This window comes from Qipengyuania gaetbuli (genome assembly GCF_009827315.1).
GTDB lineage: Bacteria > Pseudomonadota > Alphaproteobacteria > Sphingomonadales > Sphingomonadaceae > Qipengyuania > Qipengyuania gaetbuli.
Map to the genome: position 1 here is coordinate 97,092 of NZ_WTYF01000003.1, position 17,474 is coordinate 114,565.

General features: G+C 64.2%; 16 protein-coding genes. 9 read left to right on the forward strand and 7 right to left on the reverse strand.

What is annotated here, in order from left to right; genetic code table 11:
- Positions 1 to 79: 79 nt before the first annotated feature.
- Entirely contained in the window at positions 80 to 2,062 is a 1,983-nt protein-coding gene (locus GRI42_RS00715; protein WP_234033749.1) for an ATP-binding protein, read from the forward strand.
- Between the two features lie 93 nt (positions 2,063 to 2,155).
- Here the strand turns inward: GRI42_RS00715 and GRI42_RS00720 are convergent, their stop codons facing one another.
- The 3 genes from GRI42_RS00720 to GRI42_RS00730 are packed head-to-tail and all read right to left on the reverse strand — an operon-like array spanning position 2,156 to position 5,999.
- Positions 2,156 to 2,890 carry a 7-carboxy-7-deazaguanine synthase QueE gene (locus GRI42_RS00720; RefSeq protein WP_160606157.1) on the reverse strand — a complete coding sequence of 245 codons (735 nt, stop codon included), beginning with the start codon at positions 2,888 to 2,890 and terminating at the stop codon, positions 2,156 to 2,158.
- 30 nt (positions 2,891 to 2,920) lie between these two features.
- Positions 2,921 to 3,280, reverse strand: a complete 360-nt coding sequence (locus GRI42_RS00725; protein ID WP_160606158.1) for a VOC family protein — start codon at positions 3,278 to 3,280, stop codon at positions 2,921 to 2,923.
- 10 nt (positions 3,281 to 3,290) lie between these two features.
- Complete coding sequence (locus tag GRI42_RS00730) at positions 3,291 to 5,999, reverse strand: valine--tRNA ligase (protein ID WP_160606159.1); 2,709 nt, start codon at positions 5,997 to 5,999, stop codon at positions 3,291 to 3,293.
- Between the two features lie 116 nt (positions 6,000 to 6,115).
- Between GRI42_RS00730 and GRI42_RS00735 the strand changes: the two genes are divergently transcribed.
- From GRI42_RS00735 to GRI42_RS00750, 4 genes are read left to right on the forward strand one after another with little or no spacing between them, the layout of a single operon-like run.
- Positions 6,116 to 7,225, forward strand: coding sequence for an ABC transporter permease (locus GRI42_RS00735; RefSeq protein ID WP_160606160.1), 1,110 nt, complete (start codon positions 6,116 to 6,118; stop codon positions 7,223 to 7,225).
- The gene (locus GRI42_RS00740) at positions 7,225 to 8,130 is read left to right on the forward strand and encodes an ABC transporter ATP-binding protein (RefSeq protein ID WP_160606161.1); all 906 of its coding nucleotides are present in this window, start codon (positions 7,225 to 7,227) and stop codon (positions 8,128 to 8,130) included. Before GRI42_RS00735 ends, GRI42_RS00740 begins: the two co-directional genes overlap by 1 nt.
- A 3-nt stretch (positions 8,131 to 8,133) precedes the next feature.
- Positions 8,134 to 9,081 carry an MlaD family protein gene (locus GRI42_RS00745; protein ID WP_160606162.1) on the forward strand — a complete coding sequence of 316 codons (948 nt, stop codon included), beginning with the start codon at positions 8,134 to 8,136 and terminating at the stop codon, positions 9,079 to 9,081.
- Between the two features lie 14 nt (positions 9,082 to 9,095).
- Positions 9,096 to 9,680 (forward strand): ABC-type transport auxiliary lipoprotein family protein, encoded by a 585-nt coding sequence (locus GRI42_RS00750; RefSeq protein ID WP_160606163.1) that lies wholly within the window; start codon positions 9,096 to 9,098, stop codon positions 9,678 to 9,680.
- A gap of 87 nt (positions 9,681 to 9,767) precedes the next feature.
- On the opposite strand, the gene GRI42_RS00755 is transcribed toward GRI42_RS00750, so the two are convergent.
- Genes GRI42_RS00755 through GRI42_RS00770 form a run of 4 tightly spaced genes read right to left on the reverse strand, consistent with a single transcriptional unit; the run spans position 9,768 to position 13,935 of the window.
- Positions 9,768 to 10,199, reverse strand: coding sequence for a response regulator (locus GRI42_RS00755; RefSeq protein WP_234033766.1), 432 nt, complete (start codon positions 10,197 to 10,199; stop codon positions 9,768 to 9,770).
- Positions 10,200 to 10,201: 2 nt separating this feature from the next.
- On the reverse strand, positions 10,202 to 12,157 hold the full coding sequence (locus tag GRI42_RS00760; RefSeq protein ID WP_160606165.1) for a sensor histidine kinase: 1,956 nt from the start codon (positions 12,155 to 12,157) through the stop codon (positions 10,202 to 10,204).
- A 33-nt stretch (positions 12,158 to 12,190) separates the two neighbouring features.
- Positions 12,191 to 12,838: a response regulator gene (locus GRI42_RS00765; RefSeq protein ID WP_160606166.1), complete on the reverse strand. Its 648-nt coding sequence runs from the start codon at positions 12,836 to 12,838 to the stop codon at positions 12,191 to 12,193.
- On the reverse strand, positions 12,835 to 13,935 hold the full coding sequence (locus tag GRI42_RS00770) for a sensor histidine kinase (RefSeq protein ID WP_160606488.1): 1,101 nt from the start codon (positions 13,933 to 13,935) through the stop codon (positions 12,835 to 12,837). Before GRI42_RS00770 ends, GRI42_RS00765 begins: the two co-directional genes overlap by 4 nt.
- 180 nt (positions 13,936 to 14,115) lie before the next feature.
- Here GRI42_RS00770 and GRI42_RS00775 point away from each other — a divergent pair, with 180 nt between their 5' ends.
- The 4 genes from GRI42_RS00775 (at position 14,116) to GRI42_RS00790 (ending at position 17,371) form a co-directional block, all read left to right on the forward strand.
- Positions 14,116 to 14,718, forward strand: coding sequence for a phosphoribosyl-AMP cyclohydrolase (locus tag GRI42_RS00775; RefSeq protein ID WP_160606167.1), 603 nt, complete (start codon positions 14,116 to 14,118; stop codon positions 14,716 to 14,718).
- 143 nt (positions 14,719 to 14,861) lie between these two features.
- Positions 14,862 to 15,530, forward strand: coding sequence for an OmpW/AlkL family protein (locus GRI42_RS00780; RefSeq protein ID WP_234033750.1), 669 nt, complete (start codon positions 14,862 to 14,864; stop codon positions 15,528 to 15,530).
- A gap of 103 nt (positions 15,531 to 15,633) precedes the next feature.
- Complete coding sequence (locus GRI42_RS00785) at positions 15,634 to 16,698, forward strand: calcium/sodium antiporter (RefSeq protein ID WP_160606169.1); 1,065 nt, start codon at positions 15,634 to 15,636, stop codon at positions 16,696 to 16,698.
- A 52-nt stretch (positions 16,699 to 16,750) separates the two neighbouring features.
- Positions 16,751 to 17,371, forward strand: coding sequence for a DUF2490 domain-containing protein (locus GRI42_RS00790; protein WP_234033751.1), 621 nt, complete (start codon positions 16,751 to 16,753; stop codon positions 17,369 to 17,371).
- The last annotated feature ends 103 nt before the right edge of the window (positions 17,372 to 17,474 follow it).

A 17,474-nucleotide genomic window follows, 5' to 3' on the forward strand; every position in this document is an offset into this window, starting at 1 on the left:
CGTTGACGCGATTTTAACCCTTCTGCGCCATCCCCGTCATGCAATTCTGCGTGATGTGCATTGGGGGCTTGCGCCAGTTATGAACGACATGGGTAGCGGAAACTTTCGGACCTTCGATCCGGCCAAGGAAGAAGGCGCGGAGCCGCCGCAGCCGCGCGGCAATTCGCTGCGCGACCGTATCCGGCGCTCCGAACAGGCCCAGGCTCCGGCCGTCGCCGTGTCGCGTTCGGGCTACGTCCACCAGCCGCAGCAGACCTCCGAGCCTGCGCCCGCGCCGCAATTTGAAGCGCCCGAGGCTGAACAGCCTGCGCCGGTAGTTCCGCCGCAGGGCTATGCCCCGCAGCAGCCGCAGGCCGAAGCGTCCGCCGCGCCGGTCGAGGCGGAAGTACAAGCGCCCGTGAAGTCCGAGCCGCCGACCCCGGTTGCCGAACCGGAGGCGGGGCCCGAACTAGAGGGCGTTTCCGATAACGGCCTCCAGCCGATCGGCGTCGTGCTCGAAATCTCCGGGTCCGGTTCGATGATCGCCATCGACGTCCAGCGCCTGACCGAATGTGCCGACGATGCCGACCCTTCCATCGCGATGGCAGGCCAGGTCGGTTCGCAGATCAAGATCCGCGTCGGCAACAGCTGGCTGCTTGCGAGCGTTCGCAACCAGAAGCAGGACCGCCGCGCAGGCAGCATTCTCGCCAATATCGACTTCCTCGGCGAAGGCGTGGAGGAAAAGCTCACCGGCAGGCTGCACGGCTTCCGCCGCGGTGTGACGCGCTATCCGGTTCCGGGTGCGATGGTCTATCCGGCCAGTACTGCCGACCTGAAGCAGGTCTATGCCAGTGACGGCCGCAGCGCCGTGACCATCGGCCGCGTCTATCCGACCAAGGACATCCGCGCAGGCCTCTATGTCGACGCCATGCTCGGCAAGCACTTCGCGCTGCTCGGTTCGACCGGTACCGGTAAATCGACCAGCGCCGCGCTGATCCTGCACCGGATCTGCGAGGCGGCGCCCGAAGGTCACATCGTCATGATCGACCCGCACGGCGAATATTCGGCGGCCTTCCGCACGACGGGGGTGATCCTCGACGTGTCGAACCTGCAGATGCCGTACTGGATCATGAACTTCGAGGAGCACTGCGAAGTCCTCCTCACCAGCAATGGGAACGACCGCCAGATCGATGCGGACATTCTGGCAAAGTGCCTGCTGCTGGCCCGCCAGAAGAGCCGCCTTGCCGAACAGATGGGCAAGATCACGGTGGATTCGCCGATCCCCTACCTGCTGTCCGACCTGTCGAACGCCATCCAGGACGCGATGGGCAAGCTCGATAAGGCGACCAATTCCGCGCCTTACATGCGCATCAAGAACAAGCTGGACGAGCTCAAGGCCGACCCGCGCTACCAGTTCATGTTCTCCGGCATGCTGGTGGCCGACACCATGGCCGAATTCGTCTCGAAGATTTTCCGCATGCCCGCCAATGGCAAGCCGATCTCGATCATCGATGTCTCGGGTGTGCCTTCGGACATCACCTCGACCGTGGTCGCGGTGCTCAGCCGCCTCGTGTTCGACTTCGCCATCTGGGGCCGCGAGGAAAAGACCACGCCGATCCTGCTGGTCTGCGAAGAAGCCCACCGTTACGTGCCGAGCGAGAAGAACGCCGACGGCAACTCGGTCGGCACGATCCTTTCGCGTATCGCCAAGGAAGGCCGTAAGTACGGTATCTCGCTGGGCCTGATCACGCAGCGTCCTTCCGACCTTGCCGAAGGCGTGCTGTCGCAGTGCGGTACCATCATCTCGATGCGCCTCAACAACGACCGCGACCAGGACTTCGTCCGCGCGGCCATGCCCGAAGGCGCGCGGGGTTTCCTCGATGCCATCCCGGCCCTGCGCAACCGCGAGTGCATCATCTGCGGCGAAGGTGTCGCCATCCCGATCCGCGTGAGCTTCGACAATCTCGAGGAAATCAAGCGCCCGGCATCGGAAGACCCGAGCTTCGTGGAGCTATGGAGCCAGAGTGGCGGCGAAGAGGACATCGTCCAGCGCACCGTCCAGCGCTGGCGTAGCCAGGGCTAGGTTTCTTGCTTTTCGCACCCGCCTCCGCGGGTGCGTCCTCGCTAGACGTGCAGCAAGCTGCACCCGCTGGGGGCGGGCGGAATTGCGCCGTTGCTACGTTCCGCGGGTATCGCCGAACAAATGGATATGCAGGCGGTCGCTCATGCGGAAGCCGTGTTCCAGGCACAGGTCCGCGAGCCATTTTTCACGCGTTCGCAGCGTATCGCTGTCGGTGCCTTCCGGCATCAGGAAGACGTGGCCGGGACGGAAGCGATAGCGTTCGTGGAGGGCGAGGACCTCGTCCACGTCAGAGGGCTCTGCGATCACGAACTTGAAGAAGGCGCGGGGATCGGTGGCGTAGGTGTCGAGCCGTTCGGGGATCAGCGCCAGGTCTACCGGATTGCCGCTATGCGCCAGCTTCGGGCTGACGTTGAATTGGTCGATCCGGATATCGAGCGCAGTCGTGGCCTTGGTGGTGCCGTTGGTCTCCACCTCCACGCTTATGTCAGGGAGCAGGTCGAGCAGCTTCGCAAGCGCAGCAGCCTGCAACAGTGGCTCACCGCCGGTAATCACGAGACGGTTCTGGCCGAGCGCGAGGATGCGTTCCGCTACCTCCGCCTCTTCCAGCGTCACCTGGTTGGCCTTGCGGTCGAAAAACTCGCCGGAGCGGTGGGGGCGGTTGTCGCCCTCGAAATGCCAGGTGTAGGCCGTGTCGCACCACACGCAGGCGAGGTTGCAGCGCGACAGCCGCATGAAGGCGACCGGCACTCCCATGCTCGGCCCTTCGCCCTGGATTGAAGCGAAAATCTCCGGCCCGCCCGTGTCGTCGGTGGCAAGGACGAGGCTCACCTTTTGCTCCAAGCGAGGCGCTGGCGGCGATTAGGCGTAATGGCTGACCTCCAGCCGCATCCCGTCGGGATCCTTGAAAAAGGTCGCGGTAATATTGCCCAGCTGCTGCAGTTCGGGAACCTCGAGCCCGGCAGCAGCCATACCGTCGCGCACGTGGTGGAGTTCTGCCATCGTCGGTGCCGTGAAGCCGAGGTGGTTCAGACCCGGAGCATAGCGGCCATAATCGGACGTATCGGCTTCCGCCTGCTTGAGGTCGATATAAGTCCCGTCCTCATTCCCCCAGACATGATCGCGGGTCTTGGCGAACCCGAGCAGGCCGAGCAGCACTTCGTACCACGGCAGGCTCGCATTGAGGTCGCGCACAAGAATGACGAGATGATCCAGTTTCATCGAGTGCGCCTCAGCCCAGCCGCGCTAGTGCCGCTTCGAGCCGATCGATCTCGGCCGTGTGGTGCGCATGATCGGCGCGCGCCTTCTCGACCGCTTCGGGCTTGGCACGCTCGACGAAGTTCGGATTGCCGAGACGCCCTTCGAGCGACTTGGCTTCCTTGGTCGAGGCCTCGAGCGCCTTCGACAGTCGAGACTTTTCGGCCTCGATGTCGATCACGCCTTCCAGCGGCACGATGAAAGCGTCCTCGCCCGCCGCAACCTGCATCGCCGCTCCGGCAGGGGCATCGGCGAAATGGACGGGGATAAGGCGCGCGAGGCGTTCGATCGCGGCGGCGTTCTCTTCCACCACCTTGCGACCGAGCGCCGACGGGGCGGGGCAATAGGCTGCCAGCTTCGCGCCCGGCGCAATGCCGAGTTCGTTCTTCGCCGTGCGCACCGCGCTGGTGAGCGCGATCAGCCAGTCGATTTCGGCCTTGGCCGCGGCATCCACCTCCGCCTGGGGTTCGGGCCACTTGGCAGTGATCAGCGGGTAGTTCGGACGGTCACCCTGCTTGGACCACAGCTCTTCGGTGATGAAGGGCATGAAAGGGTGCAGCATGACGAAGATCTGGTCGAGCGCCCAGCCGGCGACCGCCCTGGTCTCTTCGTCGATATTGCCCTTGATGAGTTCGAGGTACCAGTCGCAGAACCGGTCCCACACGAAGTGGTAGATCGTGTTCGCGGCGGCATCGAAGCGCAGGTCCGCCAGCGCCTTGTCGAGCGCATCCTTGGTCTCGACGACCTCGCCGATGATCCACTTGTTTACCGCCAGCGTCGCAGCGGGCGCGGCGATGCTCGTGCTCGCCCCGATGCCGTTCGACTGGCAGAAGCGGGTTGCGTTCCACAGCTTGGTCGCGAAGTTGCGATACCCCTCGACGCGCTTCTCATCCATCTTGATGTCGCGGCCCTGGCTTTCCATCGCCGCCATGAAAAAGCGCAGCGCGTCGGCGCCGTACTGGTCGATGAGGCCCAGCGGATCGACGACATTGCCCTTGGACTTGGACATCTTCGCCCCGTCGGCCGCGCGCACGAGGCCGTGGAGGTAGAGCCGCTTCCACGGCACCTCGCCCATGAACTTCATGCCCTGCATCGCCATGCGCGCATCCCAGAAGAACAGGATGTCGAAGCCGGAAATGAGCAGGTCGTTCGGATAATGCTTCGTGAGCAGGTCGGTGTTCTCCGGCCAGCCGAGCGTGGCGAAGGGCCACAGCGCGGAAGAGAACCACGTGTCGAGCACGTCCTCGTCGCGGGTCAGTTCGACGCCGGCCCCTGCCTGTGCCTGCGCCTCATCCTCGGTCATCGCGACATAGGCGTTGCCCTCGGCGTCGTACCAGGCTGGGATCCGGTGGCCCCACCATAGCTGGCGGCTGACGCACCAGGGCTGGATGTTTTCCATCCAGTTGAAAAAGGTCTTTTCCCAGCTCTTGGGGACGATCTCGATCGCGCCCGAACGCACCGCCTCGATGGGGGCCTGCGCGAGCTTTTCGGCATCGACGTACCACTGGTCGGTCAGCCAGGGTTCGATGACCACGCCGCCGCGGTCGCCGAAGGGCGTCGCGATGGTACGCGGTTCGGCATCGTGTTCGGTCTCGTTGCCTTCCTTGTCCCTGGTGATGTGCGGGATTAGGAAGCCCAGTTCCTTCATCCGCGCGACGACCAGTTCACGCGCGCCATCGACACCGTCGCGGCGGAAGCGGTGCAGGCCGATGAACTCGTCGGGGACCAGCCCGTCGGCCGTCTGGCAGACGTTCGCCTCGGCATCGAGCATGTTGAGCATTGCGCCCGGAGCGAAGCCGGCGCGCTTGCCCACTTCGAAGTCATTGAAGTCGTGCCCCGGCGTGATCTTCACGCAGCCCGAGCCGAGTTCGGGATCGGCATGTTCGTCCGCCACGACCTTGAAGCGCCGCCCGGTGATCGGCTGGAGAATGTCCTTGCCGACAACCGACTTGTAGCGCTCGTCGTCGGGATGCACGGCGACGGCCATGTCGGCCAGCATCGTTTCGGGCCGGGTTGTCGCCACGACGAGGTAATCCTTGCCTTCCGACGTCGTGACGCCGTCAGCCAACGGATAGCGAAAATGCCAGAAACTGCCCTTCACGTCCGTGGTCTCGACTTCGAGGTCGGAAATGGCGGTCTTGAGCTTGGGGTCCCAGTTCACCAGCCGCTTGTCGCGGTAGATCAGCCCGTCCCGATAAAGGTCGACGAAGACCTTGAGCACGGCCTCGGTGAAATGCGGGTCCATGGTGAACTGTTCGCGGCTCCAGTCCATCGAACAGCCGAGGCGGCGCAGCTGGCGCGTGATCGTGCCGCCGCTTTCCTCTTTCCATTCCCACACCTTATCGACGAATTCCTCGCGCGAATAATTGGTGCGCTTGTCCTGTTTCGCCTCCATCTGGCGCTCGACCACCATCTGCGTGGCGATGCCGGCATGGTCGGTACCGACCACCCACAGCGCATCCTTGCCGCGCAGGCGTTCGTAGCGGATCACCACGTCCTGCAGCGTGTTGTCGAGCGCGTGCCCGATGTGGAGCGAGCCGGTGACGTTCGGCGGCGGGTTGACGATGGTGAAGGGCTGCGCGTCCTCGCGCTCGGGCCGGAACAGGCCGTTGTCTTCCCAGTGCGCGTACCAGCGCTGCTCGATTTCGGCCGGGTCGAAAGTCTTGGATAGCTCGGTGCTCATGGGACCGGCCTTTGCCAGCCGTCATGCTGCGATGCAACGCCGGAGACGGTCCTGCGCCTTCTTGCAACGCTAACATGCTTGTTTGACGCGCCAATTCCGCCCATACGCGAAGGGGAATGACAGGGCTTGCCGAATATGAGGTCGTCGAAGGGGAAGGCGGCAGCACGCTGGTGCTGACCGGTCCCTATCTCGTGTCGACGATCGGCGCGGTCGACGACGACCTGCGCGGCCTCGACGGATCGCTGGCCCGGGTCGACATTTCCGGCGTCACCGAAATCGACACCACGGGCGCCTGGCTGGCCTGCACGATCTCGACCTCCCACGAAGCGGAAATCCACGGCGCGAGCGAGCGGGCGCAGCGATTGCTCGACGCGATTTCCGGCCTCGGCGGGGAAGAGAAACTGTCCGCCCCCCGCCTTCCGTTCTGGAGCCGCGTGCCCGAAGCGATGGGCGAAAAGGTCTTCAACGCTCGCACGGGGATCGTGGGGGTCGTCAGCTTCCTCGGCGCGCTGCTGATTTCCTGCGGTTCGCTGCTGCGCAATCCCTCGCGCTTCCGGACGGTCGCGCTGGTCCGCCAGGTCGAATACGTCGGCATTTCGGCGCTCCCCATCATTGGGCTGATGAGCTTTCTCATCGGCGTCGTGATTGCCCAGCAGGGCGCCGTGCAGCTGGCCCAGTTCGGGGCCGAGACGCTGACCGTAAACCTCGTCGGCCGTATCACCCTGCGAGAACTGGGCGTGCTGATGACCGCGATCATGGTCGCGGGCCGGTCGGGCAGCGCCTTCGCTGCCGAAATCGGCACCATGAAACTGACGGAGGAAATCGACGCGATGCGCACGATCGGCATTTCGCCGATGGAAGCGCTGGTCATTCCCCGCATCCTTGCCGCGGTCGTGATGATGCCGCTGCTCGGCTTCTATGCCTCGTGCATGGCAATCATCGGCGGTGCCGTGATCGGGGACACCATGCTGGGCATACCGTTCTGGACATTCCTGTCGCGCATCCAGGAGGTCGTGCCGACCTACGACCTGTGGGTCGGCCTCATCAAGGCGCCCGTCTTCGGCCTGATCGTCGCACTGGCAGGCTGCTACAACGGGATGCAGGTGAAGGGTAATTCCGAAGAGGTCGGCAAGCGCACGACCCTTTCGGTCGTCTCCGCCATCTTCGCGGTCATCGTGCTCGATGCCTTCTTCGCGGTCTTCTTCACCGAACTGGGGTGGGGCTGATGAGCGAGCACGAGACACACCAGGCCCAGCGCCATGCCCGCTACAAGGGCGAATACCCCATCGTGGTAGAAGGCCTCGAAAACCGTTTCGGCGAACATGTCGTCCACCAGGATCTCGACTTGAAGGTCCGGCGCGGCGAGATCATCGGCGTGGTCGGGGGATCGGGCACCGGCAAGTCGGTACTGATGCGCTCGATCATCGGACTGCAGCCGCCGACTGCCGGCGAAATCCACGTGTTCGGCAGGTCGATCGTCGATGCGGAACCCGACGAACAGATCGGGGTGCGCGACCGCTGGGGCGTGCTGTTCCAGGGTGGCGCGCTATTCTCCACGCTCACCGTGGGCGAAAACGTCGAGGTCCCGCTCAAGCAGTTCTATCCCGATATCTCGGACGATCTGCGGCACGAGATCGCCCGCTACAAGGTCATGCTTTCGGGGCTGCCCGAAGACGCTGTCAGCAAGTATCCGAGCGAGCTGTCGGGCGGCATGAAAAAGCGTGCGGGCCTTGCAAGGGCCTTGGCGCTGGACCCGGAACTGCTGTTCCTCGACGAGCCGACGGCGGGCCTCGACCCGATCGGCGCTGCCGCGTTCGACAATCTCACGCGGGAGCTGAAGGAAACGCTGGGCCTGACCGTCTTCCTCATCACCCATGACCTCGATACGCTGCACGAAATCTGCGACCGGGTGGCGGTGCTCGCGGATAAGAAGGTCATCGCGGTCGATACCGTTCCGAACCTCATGGAACTCGATCATCCCTGGATCCAGGAATATTTCAACGGCCCGCGCGGACGGGCGGCGCTGACCGCGCAGGCGCTCGACGAATTGCGCCGCCACATGGACATGCCGGTCGCCGCTCACGCGGTCAAAGCGTTGGACAAAACGCCTCCGGGCAAGGATAAGGCCTAACGAATGGAAACGCGGGCAAATTATGTTTGGGTGGGGGCCGTTACGCTGGCTGTGCTGGCGGCGCTCGCGCTGTTCATCGTCTGGCTGGCGCGCTGGGGCGAAGGTGCCCAGAAGGAATACGACATCTTCTTCAAACAGTCGGTGGCGGGTCTCGCCAACGGCAGCCAGGTCAGCTTTGCCGGTGTTCCCGTGGGCCAGGTCAGCCAGATCGTGCTGTGGGACAAGGACCCCGAATTCGTGCGCGTGCGCATTTCCGTGAAGGAAGAAGTGCCGATCCTCGTCGGGACCACTGCCACCATACAGGGCAGCTTCACCGGCGTTTCGACCATCCTGCTCGACGGCGCGCGTAGCGGCGCTCCGCCGATTTCCTGCGAGACGACTGCCTGCACCGAAGGCGTGCCGATCATCCCGCCGCAGGATGGCGGGCTAAACGCGCTGCTGTCGAACGCGCCGCTGCTGCTGGAGCGGTTGGCGACGCTGACCGAGCGCCTGACCCAGCTGCTCGATGACGAGAACCAGGGCGAGATCGCCGGCATTCTCGCCAATACGAACGACATGACCCGCAGCCTTGCCGCCACGGCTCCGCAGATCGAGCGCACGATGGCCGAACTGCAGGTGACCTTGCGCGAGGCGAGCGAGGCGCTCGACGAATTCGAGAAGGTAACGGCCTCGACCGACCGCCTGATCAATACCGAGGGCGAACAGCTGGCTGCCGAACTGCGCAAGACACTGGCATCTGCCGGCGGGGCTGCAAGGGCGCTCGAACAGACGCTCGAGGAAGCGCGTCCTGCGACCAAGCAGCTCACCGAAAGCACGCTGCCCGCTGCCGAGGCGACGCTGCGCGACCTGCGTGCGACCAGCAAGGCTTTGCGCAGCGTGACCGAGAAAATCGACGAGAAGGGCGCAGGCTCGCTGCTTTCCAGCCAGCCGCTGCCCGAATACGAACCCTAAGAGGCGATACCGCGATGAACCCGACCAAGACCCTCGCGATCCTCGCCCCCGCGCTCCTGCTGGGCGGCTGCATCAGCTTCGGCGGCGAACCGCCCGAAAGCCTGCTCACTCTGACGCCGAGCGCCAGTGCGCCTGCCGGAACCGGCGGCTCCAGCGCATCGGGCACGGCCATCGCGCTCGTGGATTTCGATGCGCCCGCCGCGCTCGACGTGACCCGTGTGCCGGTGCAGGTGACCGCGACCGAGCTGGCCTATCTCAAGGATGCCGTCTGGGTCGAAAAGCCTGCCCGCCTGTTCCGCCGCCTTGTCGCCGAAACCATCCGCACCCAGTCGGGCCGCGTGGTGATCGACGGTGACGATCCGGGTGCGCTTGCAACCAACCGCCTGACCGGCACGCTGCGCCAGTTCGGCTATGACGCCACGACGTCGAGTGTGGTGGTGGTCTTCGACGCCGTGCGTCCCGGCGAGGGTCAGGCGGTCGAGACCCGCCGTTTCCAAGCAGTCGTGCCCGGTGTGACGCCCGATGTGCAGGGCGTCGGCCCCGCGCTTAACCGCGCCGCGAACGATGTCGCAGCACAGGTCGCGGAGTGGGTCGGCTAGTATTGCAGCAGACGCTGCGGTCGTCCGCCAACAATCCGAAAGCGGACATTCCCATGCGAGCGTCAAAGCGCGTTTGGAACGGACATCTCAGCCCGCCCTGAGATGTCGATACAAGATCCGTGTCTCGAGCAGGTTGGCAATGCGAAGGCCGACCTCGATCACGTCGAAAGGCTTGGCGACGAAATCCTTCGCGCCCAGCGACAGGGCGCGCCGCCGCGCCTGCAAGGTGGTGTCGGCCGTCAGGACAAGGATCGGCCGGAACTCTTCCGCGCGGTCATGGCGCGAGAATGCCTCGAGGAGTTCGAAGCCATCGATTTCGGGCATCATCAAATCCAGCAGGACAATATCCGGCTGTAGCTCGATATAGGCCCGCATCGCCTTCTTCGGGTCGGTCAGGCAATGGATATCCGTATACCCTTCCCGTTCGAGCACGCTTCGCAGCAAGAGGACGTTGGCCTCTTCATCATCGATCGCGAGAATGCGGCAGGACGTGATTTCGGCGGGCGCCACGAGTTGCATGGTCATGATCCTTGGGGATTTTTAGAAGCGTCGTCGGGTTCGTGTTCCGGCAATGGAGCCTCAAGAGGCAGGAAAAACCAGAAGCGCGCGCCAGACTGCGGTCCGGATACTGTCAGTGGCTGATACCCGATCTCGCCCTTCATGGATTCAACCAGGCTTTTCGAAAGCGCCAGGCCCAGGCCCGTGCCCTCGGCCGCGGACCGGCCCTGCTCGCCCAATCGGTCGAATGCCGTGAAGAGCCGCGGGATGTTGGCAGGTTCGATACCGGGGCCGTCATCCTCCACTTCGATCATCGCAGTCGAACCCTCGACGCGGCCGGACAGGCGTACGGTCTTTCCGGTGCGATTGTACTTTGCCGAATTGCCGATCAGATTGAGAGCGACCTGCATGGCGCGGCGTTTGTCGGCAAGCACGGTCACTTCGTGCTCCGGGAGGTCCAGAGTGAAGGCAAGCCCGGCCTGCTCGACCAGCGGCAGTCCGATCGCGTGCGCTTCGGTCAGCAGTTCGCGCAAGCCGATCGGCTCAATTGCCAACTCGTTGGCACCGGCTTCGATGCTCGAGATGTCGAGCAGGTCGTTGATCAGCGATAGCAGGTGGCGCCCCGCCTTCATGATCTGCGTTACGGCCGAGCGATGTTGCGTTTCGAGATGCTCCTCGTCGATTTCGAGCAATTGCCCGAAGCCGAGAATGGCGTTCATCGGGGTCCGCAATTCGTGGCTCGTTCGCGACAGGAATGCGGTCTTGGCGCGGCTGGCCGCAATGGCCTCCTCGCGCGCGCTGCGCAGTTCCTCCTCCGTGCGGCGGCGTTCGGACATGTCCCGCGTGACCTTGGCGAAGCCGCGCAAGGTGCCCTCGCCATCGCGCAGGGCAGTGATGACCACATTGGCCCAGAAGCGGGTCCCATCGCGGCGGACACGCCAGCCTTCGTCCTCGGCAGACCCGTCCCGTATCGCGCGCTCGATCATGCGCTGCGGCAGGAATTCGCGGGTTTCAGGCGGATAGAACGAGCTGAAATGGCGACCCAGAATTTCGCTTGCCTGCCACCCCTTGATACGCTCCGCCCCCAGGTTCCAGGTGGCTACATTACCCTCGGTATCGAGCGCGAAGATGCCGTAGTCGCTGACGCGGTCGACAACGAGGCGGAAGCGTTCCTCACTCTCGCTCAGGTCCTTCTCACGCGCGCGCAGCAGAGCGCTGGCACGCCCGAGCCGCTGCGCAAGGCGTCCGATCTCGTCGGCCTCTTCCGGCAGATCGTCCAGCTCCGCACCCTGCGCCAAGCGCTCGGCATTGCCTTCGAGGACCCGCACGCGCCGAACGATCCCGGTGGAGAAGAGATACACCGCCGCGACGCTGCCGAGCAATCCGAGCAGCGCACTGATCCCGGTCAATGCCAGAAATCGTGAGCGGACGTCGTCCACCCGTTCCCTGCGCTGGTCGAGCAGGACGGCCTCCTTGCGCTGGATGACGTCGACCTGACTTCCGAGGCGTTCGAGTACGTCGCGGTTCGCGTTCAGTTCTTGCTCCAGCGCTTCCCGAGACGAGGCGAGATCCGAGCCGCCCCGAGACACGCGCACAATATCGCCCAGCCCCTGGCGTTTTGCATCGACCAGCTGTTCGAGGACGACGAATTCCTGTCGCACGCCGGGATCCTCGATCGCCTCGTCCAGCCGTTCCATGGTCGGGGGCAGTTCCCGCTCCGCCACGGAGAACGGTTCGAGAAATCGGTCCTGCCCTGTCAGTGCATAGCCACGAACCCCGGCTGCAGCCTGCGAAAGCAGCGCATGGACCTGGTAGGTGTCGCGCTGGATCGCGAATGCCCGGCGGACGTCGGCCTCGGCCCTTTCTTCCGCAGTGCTCGCAAAATAGAGCGACGCGAGCGCACCAAACAGGATAGCGAGGGGAATGGCGATAAATACGAGGCCCTTGATTGCCAGAGGACGATCGGCCCAGAACCGCATGGGGGCTGTCTGTGGTCGCACCGCCTGCCCAGCCTACCCGTCTTCGCGCCGCATCTGCGTGATCAGCACTGCGGCCTGCGTACGGTCGGCGACGCCGAGTTTGCCGATAATCCTCTCCACATGGACCTTCACGGTCGCCGGGCTGATTTCGAGCCGGCGACCGATTTCCTTGTTGGTCAGCCCTTCCGCGACCAGCGCCACCACATCACGCTCCCGGCCGGTCAGCATGCGTGAAAGGTCGGCTTCACGGCCCGGAAGTGGCGCCGCGCGCATCGCGGCGTTCACGAGGTCCAGCGATACGGCCGACTGGCCCGTCCGAACCTGCGCGATAGCGGCCTTGAGTTCCGCGATCGCGGCGTCCTTGAGAATATAGCCGGCTGCCCCTGCGGCCAGCGCCTCGCGAACATAGGCAGGCATTTCGTGCAAGGTCAGCATCAATACGCGCGTTCCAAGGCCCAGCGCCACAATCTGCCGCGTCGCCTCCAGACCATCGATTCCCACACCCAGCCGGATGTCCATCAGGACAATTTCCGGCTGGTGCCGGCGCACCTGCTCCACCGCCTCTTCGCCGGTCGACGCCATATCGACGATCTCGATGTCGGGACCGGCGAGAACTGCCTTGAGACCTTCGCGGGCCAGCTGGTGGTCATCGACGATCAGGATGCGTGTCGCTGCAGTCATGGAGCCGGCACCTCGGGGAGATAAGCCGTAACGATCACGCCTCCGCGTTCGCCTGCCCGCCAGTCGAGGCTGCCGCCGACGGCCGTCATGCGCTCCGACATGACACCAATGCCGATGTGCTTGCCCGAATCTTCCTGGGGCAGGCAATCACCGGGTGGGCCGCGACCGGTGTCGGCGATGCGCAAGAACCCGCTGCGGCCCTCTTTCGGAAGGGCAAGCTCCAGCCCGACGGCGCAGGGCCCTCCGGCGTGCTTGCGGATGTTCGCGATTGCTTCCTGCGCGACACGAAACAGGGCGGTTTCCAGGATCCTCGGGAGGCGATCGGCCGATCCCGTAAGACTTACCGAAACCTTGTAACCTTCGTCTTCCAGACCGTCGGCGAGCGCGCGTATGGCCGCTTCAAGTCCGAGATCGTCGAGCAGCGTCGGGCGCAAGCCGCCGATCACCGCCCTGAGTTCCCGCACCAGGCCGCGGGCGATTTCGGCCAGCCGCGCCCGCTCCGCCGCTGGCAAATCCGGAGCCTCGGAGCCCGAGCCTTCGATCAGCCTCGCGAGCGCTGTCGCGGTTTGTGCGACGCCGTCGTGCAGTTCCTGCGAAACGCGTAGGCGTTCGCTTTCCTGCGCCGAGAACATGCGTTCGACCAGCATTTCGAGCCGCTTCTCGCGATCCAGCAAGGTTTCGACCAGCCGCTGGCGCTCTCCATCGCGCCGGTTGCGGTCGATAGCGGCGCCCATGAGCTCGAGATAGAGGCGAAACGTCTCCCGGTCTTCCTCGTCGCGGATGTCCCGTTCGCCAGCCAGGCCTTCGATCGCGATGAAGCCGAGCGGCTCCTCGTTGCCAACTGCGCGGATCGCGATCCCCGATCCCTCGCCGCCAGGTGTGAAGCGGGCGCTGCGATATCCAAGGAAGAAGGCCAGCTTCTCCGCGCATTGGTCGAGGACTTCGCTCAAGGCTTCAGGGCTGGCTTCGGACAAAGTCTTCGCGACGCTCGACAGTAAACGCATGCGCGCGGCACGCGCCTCTGCTGCGCGATATAGTTCACGCAGTTCCGCAACCGTTTCGAGCGGTGGGGGAGAGGAGGGCACCTGCTGTCGCATTCGTCGATCTTTAGAGGAATCGACGCAAAGCGCATAGGCCATCCGGCCTACGCCGCGCGGTTAGCCGCCCGGCAGATTTGGACCGTGCCTCGTCAGCCTAGATGAGCTCCGTCGGGTTGCTCCCCGCAAACGGTTCAGCGCCATCGCAAGAAGATCGCGCAGGCTAACAGGAGACGAAACATGAAGCTTACCCGTATCAAGGCCCTCGGCCTCGCCGCTGCCCTTCCGCTCGCTGCCATCGCTGCACCTGTCGCAGCACATGACCATGGCGCCAAGAAGACCGTATCGACCGCGACCTACGCGCCGATCACGGAAGCCGAAGTCATTGCCGCGCAGCAGGCTTGGGGCAATGCTCTGGTCGCCATCGCAACCGAATACGACAACAAGGGTCACGCAGCCGCCAAGAAGCTGGCAGGCGAGATCATCGACAGCGCCTACGGCTACAACCTCGGCCCGGTGCTGTTCAAGCCGACCCTTGCCAACGGCGAAGGCGAGCAGACTTTCCGCACGTCGCGTGACGGCGCCGTGTCCTACTTCGTCGGCGGCGATCCGAAGTTCGCCCAGGACAGCGGCTTCGCGCTCAAGGGCTGGCGTTCGTTCGAAATCGACAATGCTGGCATCCTCATCACCGGCAACTCGGCCACTTCGATGGGCCACGTGACGGTGATCGACGCCAAGGGCAATCGCACCACGGTCGACAAGACCTGGGGCTATGTCCGCGGTCCGGACGGCAAGCTGCGCATCGTGGTCCACCACTCCTCGCTGCCGTATTCGGCTGGCTAAGCGAGCCAACCCTGCCCCGGTGCGCGCTTACTCCCCTCCCCAAGGGCGCACCGGGGCCAACCCCCTCCAAGCAAGAGAGCCGAGGTCCCATCTGCGTAGCTCGCGGATCGGGCGAAGGCTGCAACAGGATCTCCCCCATGTTGATGACCCGTTACCTTCTCGCATGCGCCGCAGTTGCGCTGCCTTTCGCAACGCCTGCCGCCGCCCAGGAAGCCGGCGATATCCAGATCAAGGGTTTCGTCACCGGCGTTCTGCCCGATGGTGCCATCACCGCGGTCGAGACCGACCTCATCGGCTTGCCCGCGGACTCGCAGACCGAAGCTTCGGATTCGGTCGTGCCGACCGTCGCGATCGAGTACTTCGTGTCGCCCAACTTCTCGCTTGAGACGATCTGCTGCGTCACGCCGCACGATGTCACCGGGGCGGGCGCACTGGAAGGCGCGGAACTGATCGACGATGCGATCATCCTGCCTGCAAGCCTGACGGCGAAGTATCACTTCAACCTCGGCGGCGGGATCAAGCCCTACCTCGGGGCGGGCGCGACCTACTTCATGATCTTTTCCGAGGATGTCGGCGCTGACGCTGCTGCGCTCGGGGCGACCGATGTCGACCTGTCGGACGAATTCGGCTTCCTGCTGCAGGGCGGTGTCGACATCGCGCTGAACGATCGCAGGCTCGGCCTCTCGCTCGACGCCAAGCGCTACTTCGTCGGCACGACGGCCACTTTCAGTGCGGGTCAGACCGTTGCGCTCCAGAGCGAACACGATCTCGATCCGTGGGTTCTCAGTGCCGGCCTCGCATACCGCTTCTGAACCCTGCATCCTCCCGACAAGGACACCGCGCATCTCCGCGCGGTGTCCTTTCGTTACTTGGCCTTAGCGCCTTCTAGTCATCGAGCCGGGGCCATCTCCGATCATGTTCGAAACAATTACCCTCCTTGTCGTCGGCCTGATCGGATTGCTGATCGGGGGCGAACTGCTCGTGCGCGGCGCTGTCCGCCTCGCCGAAAAAGCAGGGGTAACGCCGCTCATTGTCGGGCTGGTGATTGTCGGGTTCGGCACCTCGACGCCCGAGCTGATGACCAGCGTGGAAGCGGCCATGGCAGGGTCGCCTGCGATTGCCTGGGGCAACATCGTGGGCTCGAATATCGTCAATGTGCTGGTGATATTGGGCTTTGCGGCCCTGATTACCCCTATCGCCCTGCGCGGCGGGAACCTGCTGCGCGATACCGGCGTGTGCGTCGCGGCATCGCTGGGGCTCCTGGGGCTGGCTGCGACCGGTTGGCACGGGGCATGGATCGGCCTTGCAATGGTAGCCGGCCTCTTCGTCTATATCGTGCGCTGCTATCGTGACGAGCGTGTGGGGGCAGCCGATGCCGTCCACACGGCGGCTTTCGACCGCCAGCAGGCACTCGAAATCACCGATACCGGCCTGCACCAACAGCAGGAAAGCTGGTGGAAGGCCGCACTGTTGCTGCTAGCCGGACTGGCCCTGCTGATGCTGGGCGCGCGCTTTCTCGTGAGCGGAGCGATCGACCTGGCCCGGATCGCCGGCCTCAGCGAGGCGGTGATCGGCCTCACGATCGTGGCGATCGGAACTTCGCTGCCAGAACTCGTTACCTCAGTCGTCGCTGCGCGCAGGGGCGAGGCCGAGATCGCTTTCGGAAACGTCGTCGGTTCCTGCATCTACAATATTCTCGGGATCGGGGGCGTGACGATGATGGTCAGCCCGGCTGCAATCCCGGCGACGCTCTTTCCTTTCGATCTCGGCGTAATGGCAGCGACTGCGATCGCGGTCCTGGTCGTGAGCGTTACCTGGAAGCGTTTCGGTCGGCCGGCCGGTATCGTCCTGATCCTGGGATATGCGGCCTATGTCGCAGCACTGCTTGCCGCTCCCGCGATCCACGGCCCGGGCACTGCGCAGGCGCCGCTGCCGGCATCGCAAGCCTCTCAGCACCTCCTGATTCCGACCCATGCATAATCGAAGGATATCCAAGGTGAAAGAACAAGACATTCTGCTTGCAACGGTAGCATTGGCGACAATCCCGTCGACCGCCTACGCCAGCGACGACGCCGCGGAACTGTGGCTCAACCCCTCGGTCGAAGTCGGACTGGATGACAACACGGCGTTCGAACTCGAAACCGCGCAACGCTTCCGTTCGGAAGACGACGGCCGGGTGGACACCTACTTCTTTCGCGGCTGGGTCAAGCAGGGCATTGCCGACAACGCCACCTTGGCCGGTGCGGTCGAATATCGCATCAATGACGGCGGATCGAACGAAGTTCGCACGATGCAGCAGCTTTCCACCAGTCACGGTATCCTGAAGACACGGCTACGGCTGGAACAGCGCTTCGTCGACGGAGCCGATCGCATGGGCTTGCGACTCCGGCCCCGGCTTGGCGTGGGATTCGACCTGACCGGGGACGGCCGCTGGTCCGCAGGAGCCGATGCCGAACTCTTCTGGGTACTGCGGGGCAACAATGTCGGTAGCGATACGGGCATCACGGGCCTGCGTACGACAGTCGGCGTGGAGTACGAGGTCAACGAGAACCTCTCGCTCGGCCTGTCGTACTTGCGCCAACAGGATTTCGAAGATGATGGCCCGGATGAAATCGGCCATGCACCCCTAATCGGCATTAAATACACATTCTAGCGAGCAGATCGGCGCGCTGATACTGGCGGCTGGGCTCGAGTTTCCGTCTAAGTTGCAGAGCCGGGGAGACCCTCAAGCGGATGCAAGGTAGATCTGTGGGAGT

Excerpts from the sequence above, each read along its gene's own strand:
- GRI42_RS00715 (WP_234033749.1), top strand. The coding sequence starts at position 80 with ATGAACGACATGGGTAGCGGAAACTTTCGGACCTTCGATCCGGCCAAG.
- GRI42_RS00725 (WP_160606158.1), bottom strand. The coding sequence starts at position 3,280 with ATGAAACTGGATCATCTCGTCATTCTTGTGCGCGACCTCAATGCGAGC.
- GRI42_RS00730 (WP_160606159.1), bottom strand. The coding sequence starts at position 5,999 with ATGAGCACCGAGCTATCCAAGACTTTCGACCCGGCCGAAATCGAGCAG.
- GRI42_RS00735 (WP_160606160.1), top strand. The coding sequence starts at position 6,116 with ATGACAGGGCTTGCCGAATATGAGGTCGTCGAAGGGGAAGGCGGCAGC.
- GRI42_RS00740 (WP_160606161.1), top strand. The coding sequence starts at position 7,225 with ATGAGCGAGCACGAGACACACCAGGCCCAGCGCCATGCCCGCTACAAG.
- GRI42_RS00745 (WP_160606162.1), top strand. The coding sequence starts at position 8,134 with ATGGAAACGCGGGCAAATTATGTTTGGGTGGGGGCCGTTACGCTGGCT.
- GRI42_RS00750 (WP_160606163.1), top strand. The coding sequence starts at position 9,096 with ATGAACCCGACCAAGACCCTCGCGATCCTCGCCCCCGCGCTCCTGCTG.
- GRI42_RS00755 (WP_234033766.1), bottom strand. The coding sequence starts at position 10,199 with ATGCAACTCGTGGCGCCCGCCGAAATCACGTCCTGCCGCATTCTCGCG.
- GRI42_RS00760 (WP_160606165.1), bottom strand. The coding sequence starts at position 12,157 with ATGCGGTTCTGGGCCGATCGTCCTCTGGCAATCAAGGGCCTCGTATTT.
- GRI42_RS00765 (WP_160606166.1), bottom strand. The coding sequence starts at position 12,838 with ATGACTGCAGCGACACGCATCCTGATCGTCGATGACCACCAGCTGGCC.
- GRI42_RS00770 (WP_160606488.1), bottom strand. The coding sequence starts at position 13,935 with ATGCGACAGCAGGTGCCCTCCTCTCCCCCACCGCTCGAAACGGTTGCG.
- GRI42_RS00775 (WP_160606167.1), top strand. The coding sequence starts at position 14,116 with ATGAAGCTTACCCGTATCAAGGCCCTCGGCCTCGCCGCTGCCCTTCCG.
- GRI42_RS00780 (WP_234033750.1), top strand. The coding sequence starts at position 14,862 with ATGACCCGTTACCTTCTCGCATGCGCCGCAGTTGCGCTGCCTTTCGCA.
- GRI42_RS00785 (WP_160606169.1), top strand. The coding sequence starts at position 15,634 with ATGTTCGAAACAATTACCCTCCTTGTCGTCGGCCTGATCGGATTGCTG.